Annotated in this window: 15 protein-coding genes; 4 read left to right on the top strand and 11 right to left on the bottom strand. The window is 73.0% G+C overall.

Annotated elements, in window-relative coordinates; translation table 11 throughout:
- Nucleotides 1-601: 601 nt before the first annotated feature.
- Nucleotides 602-1012 (top strand): VOC family protein, encoded by a 411-nt coding sequence (locus P8A18_RS17640; protein ID WP_306055794.1) that lies wholly within the window; start codon nucleotides 602-604, stop codon nucleotides 1010-1012.
- Nucleotides 1013-1154: 142 nt separating this feature from the next.
- Here the strand turns inward: P8A18_RS17640 and P8A18_RS17635 are convergent, their stop codons facing one another.
- A complete protein-coding gene (locus tag P8A18_RS17635; protein WP_306055792.1) occupies nucleotides 1155-2957 on the bottom strand; it encodes an AfsR/SARP family transcriptional regulator in 1803 nt (600 codons plus the stop codon).
- A 160-nt stretch (nucleotides 2958-3117) separates the two neighbouring features.
- On the opposite strand from P8A18_RS17635, the gene P8A18_RS17630 reads away from it, so the two are divergent.
- From P8A18_RS17630 to P8A18_RS17620, 3 genes are all read left to right on the top strand, one after another.
- Nucleotides 3118-4092 carry a UbiA family prenyltransferase gene (locus P8A18_RS17630; protein ID WP_306055791.1) on the top strand — a complete coding sequence of 325 codons (975 nt, stop codon included), beginning with the start codon at nucleotides 3118-3120 and terminating at the stop codon, nucleotides 4090-4092.
- Between the two features lie 129 nt (nucleotides 4093-4221).
- Entirely contained in the window at nucleotides 4222-5301 is a 1080-nt protein-coding gene (locus tag P8A18_RS17625; RefSeq protein ID WP_306055790.1) for a sensor histidine kinase, read from the top strand.
- Nucleotides 5298-5945, top strand: coding sequence for a response regulator (locus P8A18_RS17620; protein WP_306055789.1), 648 nt, complete (start codon nucleotides 5298-5300; stop codon nucleotides 5943-5945). Before P8A18_RS17625 ends, P8A18_RS17620 begins: the two co-directional genes overlap by 4 nt.
- Here P8A18_RS17620 and P8A18_RS17615 read toward each other — a convergent pair.
- From P8A18_RS17615 to sbnB, 10 genes are all read right to left on the bottom strand, one after another.
- Entirely contained in the window at nucleotides 5939-7591 is a 1653-nt protein-coding gene (locus P8A18_RS17615; RefSeq protein WP_306055787.1) for a DHA2 family efflux MFS transporter permease subunit, read from the bottom strand. The genes P8A18_RS17620 and P8A18_RS17615 overlap by 7 nt on opposite strands.
- Nucleotides 7592-8086: 495 nt before the next feature.
- Nucleotides 8087-9238 (bottom strand): hypothetical protein, encoded by a 1152-nt coding sequence (locus P8A18_RS17610; RefSeq protein WP_306055786.1) that lies wholly within the window; start codon nucleotides 9236-9238, stop codon nucleotides 8087-8089.
- The gene (locus P8A18_RS17605; protein ID WP_306055785.1) at nucleotides 9235-9882 is read right to left on the bottom strand and encodes a hypothetical protein; all 648 of its coding nucleotides are present in this window, start codon (nucleotides 9880-9882) and stop codon (nucleotides 9235-9237) included. The genes P8A18_RS17610 and P8A18_RS17605 overlap by 4 nt, the downstream gene beginning before the upstream one ends.
- On the bottom strand, nucleotides 9882-12197 hold the full coding sequence (locus P8A18_RS17600; protein WP_306055784.1) for a beta-ketoacyl synthase N-terminal-like domain-containing protein: 2316 nt from the start codon (nucleotides 12195-12197) through the stop codon (nucleotides 9882-9884). The genes P8A18_RS17605 and P8A18_RS17600 overlap by 1 nt, the downstream gene beginning before the upstream one ends.
- Before the next feature lie 11 nt (nucleotides 12198-12208).
- The gene (locus P8A18_RS17595) at nucleotides 12209-13252 is read right to left on the bottom strand and encodes an aminomethyl transferase family protein (RefSeq protein ID WP_306055783.1); all 1044 of its coding nucleotides are present in this window, start codon (nucleotides 13250-13252) and stop codon (nucleotides 12209-12211) included.
- 28 nt (nucleotides 13253-13280) lie between these two features.
- Complete coding sequence (locus P8A18_RS17590; RefSeq protein ID WP_306055782.1) at nucleotides 13281-15248, bottom strand: GNAT family N-acetyltransferase; 1968 nt, start codon at nucleotides 15246-15248, stop codon at nucleotides 13281-13283.
- 155 nt (nucleotides 15249-15403) lie between these two features.
- The gene (gene fabZ, locus P8A18_RS17585) at nucleotides 15404-15928 is read right to left on the bottom strand and encodes a 3-hydroxyacyl-ACP dehydratase FabZ (RefSeq protein ID WP_306055781.1); all 525 of its coding nucleotides are present in this window, start codon (nucleotides 15926-15928) and stop codon (nucleotides 15404-15406) included.
- Nucleotides 15925-16221: an acyl carrier protein gene (locus P8A18_RS17580; RefSeq protein ID WP_306055780.1), complete on the bottom strand. Its 297-nt coding sequence runs from the start codon at nucleotides 16219-16221 to the stop codon at nucleotides 15925-15927. The genes fabZ and P8A18_RS17580 overlap by 4 nt, the downstream gene beginning before the upstream one ends.
- A 35-nt stretch (nucleotides 16222-16256) precedes the next feature.
- The gene (gene fabG / locus P8A18_RS17575) at nucleotides 16257-17009 is read right to left on the bottom strand and encodes a 3-oxoacyl-ACP reductase FabG (RefSeq protein ID WP_306055779.1); all 753 of its coding nucleotides are present in this window, start codon (nucleotides 17007-17009) and stop codon (nucleotides 16257-16259) included.
- Entirely contained in the window at nucleotides 17006-18034 is a 1029-nt protein-coding gene (gene sbnB, locus P8A18_RS17570; RefSeq protein WP_306055777.1) for a 2,3-diaminopropionate biosynthesis protein SbnB, read from the bottom strand. Before sbnB ends, fabG begins: the two co-directional genes overlap by 4 nt.
- Nucleotides 18035-18067: the final 33 nt, after the last annotated feature.

The raw sequence follows: 18067 nt of genomic DNA, 5'->3' as shown, positions 1-18067 counted from the left end.
GGTCGCGGTCAGGCGGGAGGAGGCGCTCTGGCCCGATCCCGGAGGCCGCTTCCGCGGTTTGGCCAGCGGGTGAGGTCTACGTGACTTCGCCATGCCCTCATGATGCCCTTCAAGAAACGACAGGCGCCATGGAATCCGCCCAGAGCGGCCAAGCATCATGGGGGGGGAGGAACATCCAGATCCACCAACGGCCCCTACACAGGCGGCCCGGCAGGGCCCGGGACCTCTGACCAGGGGGCCCGCCTGGGAGAAGTTGGTCTCAGTTCTGGTCTCATTCGCCCCCGTCCGGGCCCGTCCACACGGGGTCACATTAGATGTTCCGCCCCAGGTCAGGACAGGCACGCACCCCGTCGGACCCCCAGGCGAACATTTGGAAAGCGTGTTGGGGGCAACCCCTCACGAGTTCGAATCTCGTATCCTCCGCCATTGCTCTCACCGGGCCCTTCGGCGTTGGTGGTCGCAGTTCCCGGGCTCCCGGGGCCGTCGTCCCGGCGCGGGCTTCCCCGTGAACGGCTTCCGGCCCAGGAGCGGCGGGGCGGCCGGGCGGCGGGTGCACCGAGGGGCTTCGTGGCGAGGTGGTTGTTTGTGCCAGGATCTCGGGATGCTACGACTCACCGATTTCATTATCGACTGTCCGGACACGATGAAGCTCGCGGCCTTCTACTCCGAGGTGACGGGCCGCCCGGTCAAGGAAGACAGCTCGGAGGACTGGGCCGGCATCCGGTTCGGCGAGGTCGAGCTGGCGTTCATCCGGGTGGACGACTATCGCGCTCCGCAGTGGCCTGACAGCGAGCACCCCAAGCAGTTCCACCTCGACTTCGAAGTGGACGACATCGAGTCCGAGCAGCGCCGCGTCGTGGGCCTCGGCGCGACTCTGCGGCAGGACTTCATCGGACCCGAGGGCTACGGCTGGCAGGTCTACACGGACCCGGTCGGCCATCCCTTCTGCCTGTGCCGCAACAAGGGGGTCGTCTGGGGCGATCAGGGTCCGGTCTGGCCCGGGCGCGGCTAGGGCCTGTCCGGCGGCCCCGGGTCCGAGGAGGGGCGCGCCTCTGGCGGTGGCTGGTGCCCGACCGGACGGCTGCGCGGCTCTTCCGCGCCGGTGGCGTCCGGGACGGCTCGGCGCGTCCGTGATCCGGTCGGCCGGGCCGGGCTCAGGCCACTGCCGTCAGTCGGGGGGCGGTGGCGTGGGACGGAGGCGTGAGGGTGTGGGCGCAGTCGCGTAGGAGCAGGGGGATCGCGAGGTGGGCGGGGCTCGGTTCGACGGCCAGGTTGTGGTCGAGGAGGGTGTCGAAGAGGCACTCCACGGCCGAGGGGGCGAGGCCGGTGGCGGCGCAGGCCTGGCCGATGTCGTGGACGGCGGCCGGGTGCAGGGCGAGGGCTCGGGTGAACTCCAGCGCCTCATGGGGCAGGTGGGCGTAGGAGAGGGCCAGGACGGACATCAGGTCGCGGTCGGCCGTGCGCAGGAACGCGGTCCGGCCCCCGCTCGTGCACAGGCGGGCCGTCACGTCCGGCACGGTCCACGAGGGGCGGTCGCGCAGGCGGGTCGCCGCGATGCGCAGGGCCAGCGGGTGGTGCCCGCACAGGGCGATCGTCCGGGTCAGGGACGAACCGGTGGCGGCTTCGCCCGCGATGCGGCGGAACAGGGTCTCCGCCTCCGCCGGGGCCGGCGCGCCCAGGGGCAGCGAGAGGGCGCCGTCCGTCGCGGTCAGCTTGCGGCGGGTGGTGACCAGGGCGAGGGTGTCGCCGGCGCCGGGCAGCAGGGGGGCCACTTGGGCCGCGTCGGCCACGTTGTCGATGACGAGCAGGGCCCTGCGGCCCGCGAGGCGGGAGCGCCAGATGGCGCTGCGCTCGGCCAGACCTGCCGGGAGGGCATCGGGCGCGGCGCCGTCGGCGCGCAGCAGCACGCCCAGCGCCTCCTCCGGAGTGAGCGGTGCGCGCACGGGGCTGAAGCCGTGCAGATCGACGTAGAACTGCCCGTCCGGGTGGTCCGTGGTGCGGCGGTGCGCGAAGTGCACGGCGAGTGCCGTCTTGCCGATGCCGCCCATGCCGTCGATCACGACGGTGCGGGGAGAACCGCCGCCCGGCTCGTCGACGGCCCGGTCGAGCCGCGCCAGCTCGGTGGCGCGGCCGGTGAAGTCGGGCAGGTCGCGTGGCAGGTAGTTGTCCTGGACGAGGCGGACGGTGGTGGGCCGGGCCGGCGCGGGCGTCCGGCGCTGCACCTGGGGGGCGTCCGCGAGGATCTCGGTCTGCAGGCGGCGCAGCCGGGGGCCGGGTTCCAGGCCCAGTTCGTCCGCGAGCAGCCGGCGGCCCTCGTCGTAGACGGCGAGCGCGTCGGCCTGCCGGCCGCCCCGGTACAGCGCGAGCATCAGGCTGCCGCGCAGGGCGTCGCGCAAGGGGTGCCTGGCGGTCAGCGCGAAGAGTTCGGCGACCAGCGAGCCGGTCTCGCCGGCAGCGAGCCGCAGCTCCATCAACTCCTCGACGGCCGTGAGCCGTTGCTCGTCCAGCCCGGCCGCGGCCGCGGTCACCGCCGGGCAGTCGATGTCGGCGAAGGCGTCACCCCGCCACAGGTCGACCGCCGCTTGCAGCAGCCGCATCGCCTCGGTGTCGCGGCCCTCCCGCCGGGCGGCGCGGGCGGCACGGACCCACTCGGTGAAGCGGTGCGCGTCCACCGCGTCGGCGGGTACGTCCAGGCGGTAGCCGACGTCCACCGTGATGAGCCCGGCGCCTTCGGAACAGGTCAGGGCGGCGCGCAGATCACGGATCGCGTTGTGCACCTGATGGCGGGCGGAAGCGGGCGGATCAGGCCACATCTCGTCCACCAGGGCGTCCATGGACACCGCGTGCCCGGCGTTCAGCAGGAGAAGAGCCAGAAGCCGGCGGCGACGCATTCCGCGGAGCCGGACCGGCACCCCGGACTCACGCACTTCCACCGGTCCCAGAACCAGGAAATCCATCTCCCGCACCCCTGACGTTCCGCATCGTGCAGCGTGATTGCGACGCTGGTGACGCTAGGCGCGCGGGCCCCCCGTATTCAACGCGAGTACTCCCCAAGGCACATGGCATACCTCGGAAGACACATGCCGGAACGTCGAGTTCCAGCCTTAGGTTCCCCACATGACACAGGCCCTTACGCCTCGCCTCTCCCCCACGTCCCCCTCCGTCTTCAGCGTGTTCGACGTCCCGTGGTCCTCCCTCCTCTCGACGGCCCGCACCGTGCGGATGTGTCTGCGGGAGGCGCGCCCGCTGGTACAGGTGATGTTCGTCCTGCGGTTCGTCACGGGCGCGCTGCTGACGGCGTCCGCCGCGCACCAGCGTCCCGACGCCCCGCACCTGCTGATCGGCGCGGCTGCCTGGTGGGCGGTGACGGTGAGTGTCTACGTCTTCAACGGGGTGAGCGACCTGTGCGAGGACCGGGCCAACAGGTCCCGGAGGCCGCTGGCCAGCGGCCGGCTGAGCGAGGGGGCGGCGCGGCGGGCCGTGGTGGTGACCGCGCTGGCCGGGCTGCTGCTCGGCTGGGCGGCGGGGTGGAAGGTGGCCGAGGCCGCCGCCGTCTTCCTCGCCCTGGGGTACGCCTACTCCGCGCCGTGGATCGCCGCCAAGTGCCGTTCCTGGTCGGCCTCCACGGTCACCTGCGCCGCCGCGGGGACCACCTATCTCGCCGGCGTCGCGTCCTCCGGCAGCGCGCTCAGTGTCGAGGCCGCCGTCTTCGCCCTGGTGCTCTCGCTCGGTGTGGGGCTGATCGCGGCCGTCGCCAAGGACCTGGGCAGCACCCGGGGGGACGCACTCGCGGGCCGGCGCACCCTTGCCGTCGTCCGCGGCGAGCACAGCGCCCGGCGGTTCTGCGCCGTCTCCGGCGGTGCGCTGACCCTGGCCCTCACGGCCGGCGCCCTGTGGGTGCACGAGGTGCCGCTCGACGCGGCAGCCGCCGTCTTCGCCGTGGGCGCCCTGTGCGTGGCGGGACGCTGCCTGCCGCCCCGGATGAAGAACGGCCGGATCGCGGACAACAGGCTCCGGGCCCCGTACCGGAGTTGGATGGCCACTCAGTACGCCGTCCATCTGTCCGCTCTGGGTGCGCTCGTCCTGGCCTGAGACCGTCGATTCCTTTACCGGACTCGCCTTCTGCCAGGGGTCTCTTTAGTATGATCCCCGCCGGACGGGTGATTGTGGGGAGTCGTACCGTCCAGGTCTTGATGGCTCCCCGTACCGAGGGGACGCACCGTGGAACTCTCCGCCGACCCGGCCATCGAGCGGTCCCGTCTGATCGACTCCTCCGTCGCCCGCTACGCCGAGGTCCTGCGGACGTCCGCCAACCCGCTGGTTCTGCGTCCGGACCTGTGGGCCTCCTGCGAGAGGCAGGGCCGGCAGATCCTCGGTGAGTGCATCGCCACCCTGCACGGCACGTCCGTACAGGTCGCGGCGGAGGCCGAACTCACCTCCATGGCCCTCGGTGTGCAGCGCTCCTTCGAGAAGGTCTCGCCGATCGACTCGGTGCACGCGGCCCGCGTGCTGTTCGACGTGGCGGTCGAGACGATGACCGAGGCCGCCGCCCAACTCCCCGCCGAGGTCGCGCTCTCCCGGTTCCTGACCGCCGTACGGATGCTGCACAGGAGCATCTTCGCGCGGGTCAGCGCCGCCGCCATCGGCTACGAGTCGGTGACCCTGCGCGATGTCGGCCAGGCCAGCACGGCCCGCCGCCACCAGCTCGCCCGCGATCTGCACGACCACATCGGCAGCAGCATCAGTCTGGCGCTGCGCTGCCTCGACCTGTACACCATGGAACAGGCGAAGGGCGTCGACTCCACCCGTGACCGGCTCCAGGACGCCCGGCAGGCACTGCGTGACGTGTTCAGTTTCACCCGCACGATGGTCAGCGGACTGCGCGTCAACGAGCTGCACGACGGCCTGAAGGAGGAGATCGACGCCTACAGCGCCGCGGCCTCCGACCGGCCGGCCGAAGTCTTCTCCCGTATCGACGGCGACGAGTCCTGGCTGCCCGAACAGACCCGCCAGGAGCTGTTCCTCGTAGTGCGCGAAGCTCTGCGCAACGCCTTCGCACACGCCGGGGCCGGCCGTATCGACATCCTCGTCAGCGTCTTCCCGGACGCCGCGCACGCCACCATCACCGACGACGGGGTCGGGCTGCCGCACCCGCGCGACGGTGACGGTACCGGTCTGACCGCCATGCGGCAGCGGGTGACCGCCCTCGACGGGACGCTGGAGCTGATCAGCGAGCCCGGCCGGGGGACGCGCGTCCAGCTCCGCATCCCGCTGGACAGTGCCGGGACGGCCTGCGGATGAGCACGGGAGCGGGCGCCTCCGGCGACATCCGGGTGCTCGCCGTGGACGACCACCGGCTGCTGCGCGAAGCACTGTGCGAACTCCTGGAGATGTACGAGGGGCTGACGGTGGTCGCGCAGGCCGATGACGGGCCGAGCGGTGTACGGATGGCCGGGCTGCACCGGCCGGACCTCGTGCTGCTCGACGTGGAGATGCCGGGGCCCGGCCCGCTCGCCAACCTGCGGGGGGTGCGCCAGGCGGCGCCCGAGGCACAGGTCATCATTCTGACGATGCACGACAACCGCCACCTCATCGACTCGCTGTTGGCCGCGGGGGCCGTGGGCTACCTCCACAAGGAGGCCGACCGGGAGGTCCTGGTCTCCGCGATCCGCAGCGCGATGGCGGGCGGCACGACGATGTTCCTGCCGCGCAAGCCGAGCGGCTCGGGCCCCGAGCGGGGGCCGGCGCCCGCCGACACGCTGACCCTCCGCGAGCAGGAGCTGATGGAGCTGGTCGCCGAGGGACTGAGCAACCGGCAGATCGGCAGCCGCCTGGGGATCACCGAGGGTACGGTCAAGCGCCATCTGCGGAACATCTTCGACAAGCTCGGCGCCAGCTCCCGGCTCGACGCGGTCAACCGGGCCCACCCGCCCCGCCGTTACTGAGCCGCGGCGGCCCGTGCGGCCTTCTCCCGGCGATCGGCGATCAGCAGCGCGACGGCCGGGGCGAGGGTGAGCGCGTACACGGCGAGCAGCAGGCCGAAGGAGTCGGCGAACGCGGCCGGTACGAGCCCGTGATGGGACTGCGCGGCCCGGTCCAGGACGACCGTGACCACGGCGAGGGCGAAGGTGCCGCCGATCCGCTGGACCAGGTTGAGCTGCGCGGAGGCGTCCGGGATGGAGCGCGGCTCGACCGACTCGAAGGCGCGGGTCATGGCCGGCACGATGGTCAGACCCGTGCCCAGGCCCCGGACCGCGATCGCCGCGCACAGCAGCGCGTACGAGGTGCTGGAGGACAGGGCGGTCAGCGGAACGGTGGCCAGCATGGTGAGGACGATCCCGATCACGACGGTGGTGCCGCCGCCGATCTTCTTCATGATCGGACGGCAGGCCAGACCCGCGACGACGACTCCGGTGCCGCCGGCCGACATCAGCAGACCCGTGGTGACGGCGCTCTCGCCGCGTGCCGACTCGAAGTACAGCGGGATCAGCATCATCGGGGAGAAGAGGACGAAGCCGAGGCAGAAGATGTTGATCGCGGCCGTACGGTACACGCGGTGCGCGAACAGGCGCAGATCCAGGAGCGGTGTCTCGGAACGCAGTTGGTGACGTACGAAGACGATGCCGCTCCCCACGGCCACCACCAGCGGGACGAGGGAGGCGGGGTGGGCGGACAGGCCCGTCCGGGAGAAGGCGTGCACGGCGAGTACGACACCGACCGTGCAGGCGGCGGCGGTCAGCAGACCCAGTACGTCGAGCGGGCGGCGGCCACCGTCCTGGGCGGACGGCACGTCCTTGCGGACACGGCGGACCGCCACCACCAACAGCACCGCGCACAGCGGGATGTTGACGGCGTAGACCGCCCACCAGCCCCAGGCGTTGACCAGGAGACCGCCTACGGTGGGGCCGAGCAGCGGGCTGATCAGCATGACACTGCCGTTCAGCGCCTGCACCTGGCCCAGGCGTTCACGCGGCATGCCGCTGGTGAGCAGCATGGTGGCGACCGGGACGAGCACACCGGCGGCGGCACCGGACAGGGCGCGCGCGGCGATCAGTTCGGGGAGGGTCGTGCTGAGGGCGCAGGCCGCGGAGCCGACCGCGAACACGGCGACGGAGGAGATGAAGGTGCGGCGGGTGCCGAAGCGGGAGGCCAGCCAGCCCGCGGCCGGCATCAGGGCGACCAGGGCCAGCAGGTAGGCGGTGACGACCCATTGGACCTGGGTGATGGCGCCGAAGCGGGCCGAGGTGTCGGCCAGTGAGACGTTGACGATGGTGGTGTCGAGCTGGGCCACGAAGGCTCCGCCCACGGCCACGGCGATGGTGAGGATCGCGGTGCGGGTGGCCGCCGCGGCCGCGGCGTCACGGCCTGCCGCCGGACCTCCGTCCGCGGCGGGGTCCGTAGCGGGGGCTGTAGCGGGGTCCGTGTCGGCCTCGGGGGCCGCCTCGGCCTCATGGGCCGGCTCCTGTGGACGGGTGTCCGTCGCCGGGGAACGGTCCTCCGGGGGTGTCGGGTCCACCGCGGGCGCGGGCTCCGCCACGGGGGTCGGGTCCGCCGCCGGCGCCGGGGGCTCGGTTCTCTGGTCCAGGGACATACGGGTCGTCCTTCGGGTGCGTGGTGGATCGGACTGGGGGTCGGTCGGGGACGGGCTTTCGTGATCGGGCGGGTTCGCCGTGGGCGGGCGGGTCCGCCGTGAGCGGGCGGGTCCGCCGCGATCGGGCGGGACGGGCTGTCGCGAGCGGGCGCTCGCGGTGGCCTGGGCGAGCTGCGTCTCGGGGAGGGGGGAAGGGGCGGGGGCGGCCTCGTTGGGGACCGGCGCGGTCTGCCGGGGGGGGGCGGCTGCCTGGGGCGGGTCGCCTGCCCGGGGCCGGTTCGGCTACCCGGAGCGGGTCGCTGTCGCCTGTCGGGCCGGGTCGCCTACCCGAGGCGGGTTCGCCCACCCGGGGCCGGGTCGCCTACCCGAGGCGGGTTCGCCCGCCCAGGGCCGGGTCGCCTGCCCAAGGCCGGTTCGCCCGCCGGGGCCGTTCGCCCGCCCGAGGCCGGGTCGCTGGCGCCCGCCGGGCCCGGGGCGGCTGTCCGGGGTGCCGGTTCAAGCGGAGACCAAGGACTCGGTGATGTCGTCCAGGAGGGTCCCGGCCTTCTCCCGGGCACCCGGGCGGTCGCGGCAGGCCAGGGTCAGTTCGGTGCTGTCGCCCACGCGGCAGGCGCTCAGAAACATCTCGGCGTACGGGACCAGCATCGGCAGCGTGGAGAAGGAGATGGCGCGGAAAGCGGGCGCCGAGAACGCCTGCGGGTCGACCGCGCCGTGGTCGGAGATGATCGCCGTACAGGGGAAGTTCGTGCCGTCGAACGCGCGGGCCTCGCTCAGGTTGTTGGCGAACGGGTTGTCGCGCAGGAAGTCACGGTCGAGGACGGCGACCTCGGTCTTGGCGATCAGGGCGCGGACCAGCGTGGAGTGCACGCGCTTCCAGCTGTCGTCGCGGCGCAGGTCCAGGACGAGCTGGGAGGTCAGGTTGGCGGTGGAACGCTTCGTGGTGTCGTGGCGGCGCAGGTCCACCGGGACGATCAGGCGGCCGGTGTCCGTGGTGAGGTGGCGGGAGAGCGCGGCCGCGGCGCGTGCGGTGACCCCGGACGGGGCGGCGGGCACCAGGCGGCGCAGCCACAGGGGCCGCTCGCCCGCGGGTCCCTCGCCGATGATCGCGGGCAGTCCGGTGAGCCGGGTGGCCTCGGGGGCCGGGCGGACGTCGCCCGCCGCCGCGCGGAAGTGCGCGTCGTCCACCGTGTCCGGACAGCCGGCCGGGTCCTCGTCGCGCAGGACCCGGAAGAGGTCCGCGATCCACTGCCGCAGACCGCGCCCGTCGGTGACGATGTGGCTGGCCCGGACGACCAGCCGGGTGGTCCCCGTCTCACGGATCAGGCCCAGTTCGCAGACGGGTCCGGTGACCACCGACAGGTCGCGGTGGAAGAACGGGTGGTCGAGGCCGGTGCCCGCGGGCAGTTCCACGACCTCGGGGGCGGTGCCGTCGGCGCGCCACAGCGCGCCCCGGCGGCGTACCGCGAGGCCGGGGCTCACCTCGGTCGCCACGCGCGCGGCCCGCCGTAGCGCGACCGGGTCGAGCGTGCCCTCGCCCTCGATCACCATCTGAATGAGCTGCGGGATGCCGGTCGCGGCGGCGTTGAGGTAGCCCCGCTCGATCGGGGAGATGCGGCGGGTGTACGGCCGCGCGGCGGTGAGGGTCATTCCTCCTCCAAGTGGTGGAAGCGCACCGGAGCCGGTGCGTCGCAGGCGAGGGCGAGGTGCAGGGGCGGTTCCCCCTCGGCCCGCAGGACGACGGAACGCACCTCGTAGGTACCGGTGTTCGTGGGCCGCCAGCCCGGCTGCCACCCGGGCAGCCGGGTTCCGGCGAAGGTCTCCTTCGTCAGGTGCGAGGCCTTGATGAGCGCCTCGCACTCGGCGAAGTCCCTGATCGTGGCGGGCTGCTCACGTCCGAGCAGGTCACCGAGCCAGCGCAGGGCGTACGGCCGGTCGCGTTCGTCCTGGAGGTCCACGCCGATCACGCGGCCGGCGGGCGCGAAGGCCACCGCGCTGTACGCGCCGACGTGGGCCACCGAGACGGACAGCCCCAGGGCGGGCACCGACCAGCGCTTGAGGCCGTCCCGTGCCAGGTCGCCGGCGGTGATCCGACGCCCGTACGTACGGTGGAGCGCCCCGACGATCAGGGAGCGGCCCGAGGCGGACAGCCGGTGCCCCATCCGGTCGCGGGGCAGCCGGCAGTGCCGGGAGACCAGGACGTTCACCGTCTCCCCCACCTCCGCCGGCCCGTCGGGTGCCAGCGTGTACCCGGTCAGGCCCGGGTCGATGAGCAGTCCCATCAGGGCGCCCATCACGCCTCCGGGTCGAGGACGGCCGCCGCGTAGCTGCCGCCGTACGCGAAGCTCGACAGCAGCACCGGCCCCGCGGTGCCGTCGCCGGTGAGGGCGGCGACCAGGCCGAGGGCGCCCGCGCTGCCGTAGGTCTCGCCGAGCAGGGCCTTGGAGGCCAGGACCGGCCGGCCGTCCAGACCGGTGTGGCGCAGGGCCGCCCGCTGTGCCAGGTCGACCAGCGGGTGGCCGGACGCGGCCGAGACGACCGTGCCGATCCCCTCCGGGCCGAGCTCCGCTTCGGCGAGCGCGGAGCGCAGGGAGCGTCCCCAGGCCACGCCGTCCCTGGCGATGCGGCCGATGCCGGCCGGTTCGCCACTGGCGCCGAAGCCGCGGACCCGCGCCAGGACGTCGGCGCCCCGGTCCCGGGCCGCCTCCCGGCTCTCCAGCAGGATCGCGGCGGCGCCCTCGCTGAGGACGGTGCCGGTGCGCCCGCCGGGCACGACGTGCGCGGACCGGGCGTAGCCGGGCAGCGCCGCCTGGGTGGCGAGGGCCTGCTCGGGGAACTCGTCGGCGACCACCACCATGATCCGCTCGGCGGCGCCGCGGGCGATGACCCTGGCGGCGAGCTGGAGCGCGAGCACGGAGCTGGTGCCGCCGTTGGCGATGGTCGCGGTGTAGCCGCGGAAGCGGTGCAGCATCGCGACATGGCCGGCGGCGGCGTTGACGACGGTGTTGGCGAACAGGGAGGGGTTGGCCCCGGTGATGCCCGAGCGCACCACGCCCTCGTGGAACCGCAGGACCGAGGTCACCGGCCCGTACCCGGTGGCGAAGACCACTCCGGTCGACTCCGCCACGGCCCGCGACGGTTTGCCGTGGCGGGCGTACAGGTCGCCCACGGCGGACGCGGCGAGCAGGCTCAGCGGGTCCATGCGCCGGGCCCGGCTGGGGTTCGTACCGCGCGAGGCGGCCTTGATGTCGACCCGGCCGACCGGGACCCTGCCGACGCCCGGGACCTCCTCGAAGGTCTCGAAGCAGGGCCGCCCCTCGGCGAAGGCCGCGGCGATCGCCTCGGTGCCGCCCGCCGTTCCGGCCAGGCCCGCGGCGCCGGTGACGACGACCTCGTGGACCGCCTCGCGGCGCGGCGGCCTGGAGCCGGTGCGGCCGGGCCGGTTGATGACGACGGAGGCGTTGTTGCCGCCGAACGCGAAGGAGTTCGACAGCACCACCTCCGGGCGCGCGTCGCGGCCGGTGTCCGGGATGACGTCCAGGCCGTACGGCGAGGGGACGCCCCGGGTGTTGATGGTGGGCGGCAGCGTGCCCCGGTCGATGGCCAGGGTGCTCACCACGGCCTCGACCGCGCCGGCCGCGCCGAGGGTGTGGCCCAGGATCGACTTGGTGGAGCTGGCCGCCGGTATCTCCAGGCCGAACAGGAGCTTCAGCGCCTTGGGTTCGGAGGCGTCGTTGGCGGGGGTACCGGTGCCGTGCAGGTTGAGGTAGTCCACATCGGCGGGGGTGAGGCCCGCCGTGTCGAGCGCCTGCGCCATGGCGGAGCAGGCGCCCTTGCCGCTGGGGTCGGGCGCGGTCTGGTGGTGGCCGTCGCAGGAGAGGCCGTATCCGCCCAGCTCCGCGAGGACACGGGCGCCGCGCGCCTCGGCCCGCTCCACCGACTCCAGGACCATGAATCCGGCGCCCTCGCCGAGGGTGAGTCCGGTGGAGGCGGACAGCGGTGAGCACGGCTCGGAGTCCAGCGCGCCGAGCGCGCTGAAGCCGTACGCGGACAGCTCCGCCAGCGGGTCGACGCCGCCGCAGACGACGAAGTCGACATCGCCCTTCCACAGCAGCTCGGCCGCGTAGCCGAGGGCGACGGCGCTGGCCGCGCAGGCGTTGGAGAGGACCACGCGCGGGCCGCGCAGGTCGAACTCCGCCGCGATGTAGTCGCCCACGCAGGGCAGTTGTGAGGCGACCGCCTGCCCGACGTCCAGCCTGCCCTCCAGGACGAGGGTGCGGTGGGTGGCCTCCAGCGTCGGCATGGCGCCGAGGCTGGAGCCCACCACGACGGCCACCCGGTCGCGGTCCACGGTCGTGAGGTCGAGGCCGCTGCCGTGCAGGGCCTCGCGGATCGCGGTGGCCGCGAGCGCGTAGCAGCGGTCCAGGTCGGCGGGCTGCTCGGCGGTGGACATGCCCGCCCAGTCGGTGAGCAGCTCGGAGGTGTCGAAGAGGGTGTTGGTGCGGATGCCGGTGGTTCCGGCCGCGATCGACGACCAGCTCTTCTCCACGTCGTCACCGGCCCCGGTGATCAGGCCCAGGCCCGTCAGGGCGATGTTCGCAGGTGTCATGACCCGGCCCTTCAGGCGATCTTGACGGTGAGGGAGCGGGCGATGACCCGGGGCAGGGTCGCGGTGCGCACCGGGCGCTCGTCGCCCGTGCGGTCAGCGGCCGTCAGCTCCAGTCCCGGCACCCAGAAGGGGGTGTCGAGCAGGGCCAGGACCAGCTCCTCCTCGGGGTTGGCGGAGGGCGCCTGGTACAGGACGGTGCCGATCTCCCGGCCGGCCGCGGTGACCGGCGTACCGGCTGCGAAGCGGCTGCCGACGGGGGCGACAAGCGCGGTGAGGCGGCTCTCGGACCCGGTCGGGGCGGTCAGCTCGCCGGAGCCGTGGAACTCGCCGGTCCGGCTCCAGTCGATCATCCAGGCCAGGTCGGCCTCGTCGACGCCCAGCTCGCCGAACCCGGCGCCGTACACGCCCATCCCGGCCTCGGCCTGCACCCGGGAGAGGCCTTCCTCGCCTATCTCGGCGCCGCCCTTGTCGGCGACGCCCGCGAGCACCGCCTCGTGCGCGGCCTGCGGGGCGTCGGACAGCAGCAGGTAGCCGTACTCCCCGGTGGTGCCGACGCGGGCCAGGTGGGCGGTGGCGCCGGGGGCGTCGAGGGTGGCCTCGGTGACGGCGTGCAGGGTCAGGCCGGAGATGTCGAAGTCCACGAAGCCGGCCGCGACCGACCAGGCGACGGGGCCCTCGAAGGCGACGGCGCCCCAGCCGTCGGGGGAGATCTCGACGGTGACACCGGCGGAGGCGTCGAACTGGCCGAGGTAGGCGCCGAGTTCCTCCGCCGTGACGGCGGTGCGCGGCAGCAGCCACGACTCCTCGCCGATCTCGAAGTGCAGCAGGATCGCGAACGGCTTGCCGTCGGCGTTCAGCGCCAGCACCTCACGGACCGAGTCGGGCTCCACGTAGTCGGCGGACTTGGCGAGGAATCCGTCCAGGAAGGTCAGCCGGTCGTCACCGGTCAGCCTGACCAGCGGGTCGGTGACGCGGTAGGCGCCGACGGCGGTGCGCAGGGTGGCGTAGTCCTCGGTGGCGGTGCGGGCGGCCGGGGCGATGGTGGTGGCGGTCATGATCTGTCTTGCCTTTCGGGTCGATGGCTCAGAAGGAAGGGGGTGTGTCGTGTACGGAGAGCAGCCAGGCGCTCTCCCGGGCGGCGGACACTCCGCCGACGAGCAGGCCCGACGGGGTGGCGCGCAGCACCAGTTCGTCGTGCGAACCGGTGGCGGGGGCGCAGTGCAGCCACCGCCCGTCGGAGAGCCGGACGGCTGCCCGGCGGGCCCACACCTGGCGGAAGTCGCCGGAGTTCAGCTCCCAGCGCTCGCCGTCCGAGTCGAGGACGACGGGCGTCCTGAGCGGTGTCTGCGGGGTGAGCCACACCACGGTCTCGCGGTCCGTCCCGGTCGCCCGGGTGTCGACGCGGAGCCCGTCGCCGTCGGCGGCGATCTCCCAGCCGAGGCCGGAATCCGGGGCGTGGAGGCCGAGCGGGTGCTTCTCCTCCCAGGCGCCGGCGGCCGGCACCCCCCAGCCGAGCCCGGCGGCCCGGTCGTGGCGGCTGTTCTCGTGGGTCACCCACAGGCCCGCGGACCAGTGGGGGTTGTAGCCGTGGGAGCGGGTGCGGGGGTAGGGGCTGCGCAGCACCTTGGTGGTGCCCTCCCGCCAGACGGTGACGCCGCCGGCGGCGGCCCGCACCTCCAGGCGACGCGCGGTGTCCGCGCCGCTCGGGCGGATGGTGGTGCGCATCCGGGCCACGCCGTCCGCGCCGGGTTCGAGACCGCGCTCCAGGAGCGTGCTGTGGACCAGCCGCAGGGGCCCGTCCACCGCCAGCGAGACGCGTACGTCCCGCCCCCGCCAGGTCAGCTCCGCGCCTTCCTCGACGGCCCGGGAGGCGGCGACGATCTCGGACGCGTCGCGCACCCCCTGGCCGAGACCGACCGGGTGGGCCTGTCCGTCCGCGCCGGTGAAGACGCCCTGGCGCAGGCCGACGGTCTGGAAGATCCGGCCGGTCGCGGAGCCGGTGCGGGTGAACTCCTGGAGCAGACCGGAGCCGTCCAGGGTGAAGGTGCCGGTGACCGTGGCGTCGCCGTCCCGCTCGGTGACCCGTACCCCGCCCTCGACGGGCTCCAGGGTGAGGTCGCGGGGCTCGCCCTCGCGCCAGCCGGCCGGGCGGTCGGCCCGGCAGCTGGGCCAGGTCGAGACGAGTACCGGGCCGCGGTGCCCGGCCACGAGGACGCTCAGCGTGCCGTCCTCGCCGTCCACCTCACAGGTGAGCCCGGATTCGGTGAACCGGTACGGCGCCACCCCGCGCGGGGCCCTCACCTCGTACGGGGGCCGGGTGATGCGCAGCTCCCGTGCCGGGCCGCCGGGCTCGGTGAGGCGGGCCTCGCGGACGGCGCCCCGGTCCACGTCCACGGACGCGTCGATCCGGAACTCACCGAGCGCCAGGCTGTAGTCGACGGTGCGGACCCCGTCCACCATCCGCACGTCCGAGCGCAGCTCGTCGTCACGGGACTCCGTGACGGAGGCGAAGCTGGTCAGGCCGCCGAGTGCCGCCGTGGCCCGCTCGCCCAGGTCGGCGAAGACGCTGCGCACGACGAGCGGGATGTAGTTGTGCAGCTCCACATTGCCGTCCTCGCCGGGAACGGCCCGGCCCACCGAGACGCAGCCGACGCGCCGGTAGAGCCGGAAGGCCACGGTGTTGGCCGGGTTGACGGTCAGCCGCAGCACCAGGCAGCCGGTGCGCATCATCCACTCGACGGCCTCGGTGAACAGCCTTCCGGTGACCAGGCCGCCCCGGTGCGCGGGGTGGACGAAGAACATGTCCGCGATGAGTTCGCCCGCGCGGGCCGAGCGCCGGCCGGTGTTGTGGAAGAGGCCGAACGTACCCACGAGCCGCTCGTCGTCCTCGGCCACGAGGAACGTCGCCGTCTCCCGCTCGGCCAGCTCGTGGGCGAGTTCGGCGCCGCTGACGCCCCCGGCGACCGGGTTGGGGTTGTCGCGGTGACGGTTGTAGAGCTCCGCGATGGCGTGCGCGTCGCCCTCCTGGTACGGGCGGATCGTGAGGGCCATGACCACACCTCCTTCTGTCGTCCTGTGGTTCGGTTTCGTTGCTGAGGTTTCGTTGCTGAGGTTTCGTTGCTGAGGTTTCGTTGCTGAGGTTTCGTTGCTGAGGTTTCGTTGCCGGGGTTTCGTTGCCGGGGTTTCGCTGCCGGGGGAGCGGGCGTTCAGCCCTTGCGGCCGGTGGTGACGACGAGCGTCCCGGCGGCGGCGAGTTCGGAGCCGACGGTCGCCCGCACCTTCACCTGGCGCAGCCCGCCGAGGCGCTGCCCCAGCCGCGCCTCCAGCGTCAGCTGGTCGCCCGGGACGACGAGCCGGGAGAACTTCATGTTGCTGATGGAGCCGAGGTAACCGACGCTTCGCGAGGCGTCGTCCGCTCCGGTGCCCGCGGCGTTCTCCAGGATCTCCGCGACGTAGACGACGGCGACCAGCTGGGCCATCGACTCGACGATCATCACGCCCGGCATGATCGAGTGGTCCGGGTAGTGCCCGGCGAAGAACGGCTCGTTGACGGAGACGCTCTTGACGCCGCGCCCCGAGACGCCCGGGACGACGTCGTAGGCCCGGTCGATCATCAGCATCGGCCAGCGGTGCGGCAGCATCTGCTTGATGTCGTCCGACGAGTAGCTCAGGGCCTTGCGCGCGGGCGCGGGCGCCGGCGCTTCGAGGAGTGTGGTGGTCGCGGTGCTCACGCGGCGGTCTCCCGGTCCTCGATGAAGTCGACCAGGGAGTTGATGGAGCCGAAGGCCTCGAAGTCGTCGTCGCTGATCAGCACGTCGAACTCGTTGTTGACCATGACGACGATCTCCAGCGTGTCCAGCGAGTCCATCTCCAGGCCCCGGCCGAACAGCGGCTGGTTGTCCGAGACGACGGCCGGCTCGACTTCGAGGCCGAGCCGGTCGATGATCATCGACTTGACCTTCATGTTCTTGTCGAGACGGGTCTCGGCCTGGGTGCGGATGTCCTCGAAGGTGGCGGTGGACATAGTGGGTCTCTCCTGTGGATCGGTTGGTATTACGGTCAGTTGGGGATCATTCCGCCGTCGACGGTCAGCACCTTCCCGGTGATGTACGAAGCGGCGGGCGAGGCCATGAAGACGGCGGCCTGGGCGACCTCGGCCGGGGTGCCGGTGCGGCCGAGCGGGATCACCTGGAGGGCCTCCTTCAGCTGGGCCGGGGGGACCTTCTTGACCATGTCGGTGGCGATGAACCCCGGGGCGACGACGTTGACGCGGATGCCGCGCGGCGCCACCTCGTACGAGAGGGTCTTGGCCAGGGAGATCACTCCGCCCTTGCTGGCGGCGTAGTTGGCCTGGCCGGCCCGGCCCGCGATGCCGCTGGTCGAGGCGATCAGGACGAGGGAGCCACCGCTCGCGTACATCTGCTTGGTGGCCTCGCGGGCGGTGAGGAAGGAACCGGTCAGGTTGGTGCCGATGACCTCCTGCCACTTGGCGCTGCTCATGGCCGCGAGATGGCCGTCCGCGGTCACGCCGGAGTTGAGGACGGCGACCTGGATCGGCCCCCACTCGGTGCGGATCCGCTTGAACATCGCGATGACCTGGGCCTCGTCACCGACATCGGCCTGGACGAGGAGGGCCTTGCGGCCCAGGGCGCGGATCTGCTCGGCGACCGTCTCCGCCTTGGCCGCGCTGGCGCGGTAGTTCAGGACAACGTCGCAGCCGTGCTCGGCGAGCGCCAGCGCGGTGGCCGCGCCGATGCCGCGCGAGGCGCCGGTGACCAGGGCCCGGGTGCCCTCGGGGAACAGGAAGCTCATGCCGTGCCTCCCGCCATGGCCGCGGTGACCCGGTGCTGTCCGGGATCGAAGCCGGCCGCCTCGCTGCCGATGCCGTCCCGCGTGGCCGCGGCGAGGATCGTCCGGGCGACGGCGAGGTCGAGGATGCCGAGGCCGAAGGGCGAGAAGACGATGGTCCCCTCGGTCGCCGGCTCCTCGCTCTGGCCGAGCGCCGTGGCGATCTCGGCGTTCACGAAGCGGCGGTGCCCCACCTCCTGCTCGGCGCGGTGCAGCGAGGTCCGTTCGCGCATCACGTGCTCGATGTCGTCGACCACGTTGTAGGCGTTCAGGACGGATTCGGTGCTCAGGTCGCGCAGCGACAGGTGCAGGATCACCTGGTGCCCGGGACGGTCGGGGTGGGCGGCGAGGTCGAGCCAGTAGGTGGAGTCGGTGGTGGCGACGGAGACCGTGGCGGCACGCAGCGCGTCGTCCACGTCACCGGCGAGGAAGCTGATCTCCGGGCGTTCGTCCGCCAGTTGGGCGGCGAAGGTGGCCGCGCGGCCGGGCACCGCGTCCTGGACGGTGACCGTGCGCAGTTCGGGGTGGACCAGCACCAGGAAGTCCAGGACGCGCCGGTTGATGGTGCCGCAGCCGATCAGCCCGGCCGTGCGCACCGGGCGGGCGCCGTGCAGCGTGCGGCTCGCGAGGGCGGCCGACGCCGCGGTCCGGGAGGCCGATATCTGGCTGGCCTCCAGGACGGCGGTCGGGTAGCCGGTGCTCAGGTCGTTGAGGATCTGCACCGACGAGGCACGCTGCAGGCCCCGCTCGACGTTGGCCGGGAACGAGGAGATCCACTTCAGGCCCATGACGGGCTCGGGGCCGCCCAGGTAGGCGGGGAGCGAGATGATGCGGGAGCCGTCGTCGCCGGGCGGGCGCAGGAACCCGGAGTACGGCACCTCCGAGCGGCCCTGGCCGTGCAGCACGTACGCGGTGCGTACGGCGTCGAGCACGGCGGGGTCGAGGCCGTTGAGCGCGGCGGCAACGTCCTCACGACCGAGGATTTTCATGTCTGGTCAATTCCTCTGCGTGGAAGATGGGTT

It is taken from the genome of Streptomyces sp. Mut1 (assembly GCF_030719295.1).
Classification (GTDB): domain Bacteria; phylum Actinomycetota; class Actinomycetes; order Streptomycetales; family Streptomycetaceae; genus Streptomyces; species Streptomyces castrisilvae.
This window is presented reverse-complemented; position numbering and strand designations above follow the sequence as displayed.

What these genes read in the sequence shown, in the direction of transcription:
- P8A18_RS17640 (WP_306055794.1), top strand. Translation starts at nt 602, where the DNA reads ATGCTACGACTCACCGATTTCATTATCGACTGTCCGGACACGATGAAG.
- P8A18_RS17635 (WP_306055792.1), bottom strand. Translation starts at nt 2,957, where the DNA reads ATGGATTTCCTGGTTCTGGGACCGGTGGAAGTGCGTGAGTCCGGGGTG.
- fabG (WP_306055779.1), bottom strand. Translation starts at nt 17,009, where the DNA reads ATGAGCTTCCTGTTCCCCGAGGGCACCCGGGCCCTGGTCACCGGCGCC.
- P8A18_RS17610 (WP_306055786.1), bottom strand. Translation starts at nt 9,238, where the DNA reads ATGACCCTCACCGCCGCGCGGCCGTACACCCGCCGCATCTCCCCGATC.
- P8A18_RS17630 (WP_306055791.1), top strand. Translation starts at nt 3,118, where the DNA reads ATGACACAGGCCCTTACGCCTCGCCTCTCCCCCACGTCCCCCTCCGTC.
- P8A18_RS17580 (WP_306055780.1), bottom strand. Translation starts at nt 16,221, where the DNA reads ATGTCCACCGCCACCTTCGAGGACATCCGCACCCAGGCCGAGACCCGT.
- P8A18_RS17600 (WP_306055784.1), bottom strand. Translation starts at nt 12,197, where the DNA reads ATGACACCTGCGAACATCGCCCTGACGGGCCTGGGCCTGATCACCGGG.
- sbnB (WP_306055777.1), bottom strand. Translation starts at nt 18,034, where the DNA reads ATGAAAATCCTCGGTCGTGAGGACGTTGCCGCCGCGCTCAACGGCCTC.
- P8A18_RS17590 (WP_306055782.1), bottom strand. Translation starts at nt 15,248, where the DNA reads ATGGCCCTCACGATCCGCCCGTACCAGGAGGGCGACGCGCACGCCATC.
- P8A18_RS17595 (WP_306055783.1), bottom strand. Translation starts at nt 13,252, where the DNA reads ATGACCGCCACCACCATCGCCCCGGCCGCCCGCACCGCCACCGAGGAC.
- P8A18_RS17615 (WP_306055787.1), bottom strand. Translation starts at nt 7,591, where the DNA reads ATGTCCCTGGACCAGAGAACCGAGCCCCCGGCGCCGGCGGCGGACCCG.
- P8A18_RS17605 (WP_306055785.1), bottom strand. Translation starts at nt 9,882, where the DNA reads ATGGGCGCCCTGATGGGACTGCTCATCGACCCGGGCCTGACCGGGTAC.
- P8A18_RS17620 (WP_306055789.1), top strand. Translation starts at nt 5,298, where the DNA reads ATGAGCACGGGAGCGGGCGCCTCCGGCGACATCCGGGTGCTCGCCGTG.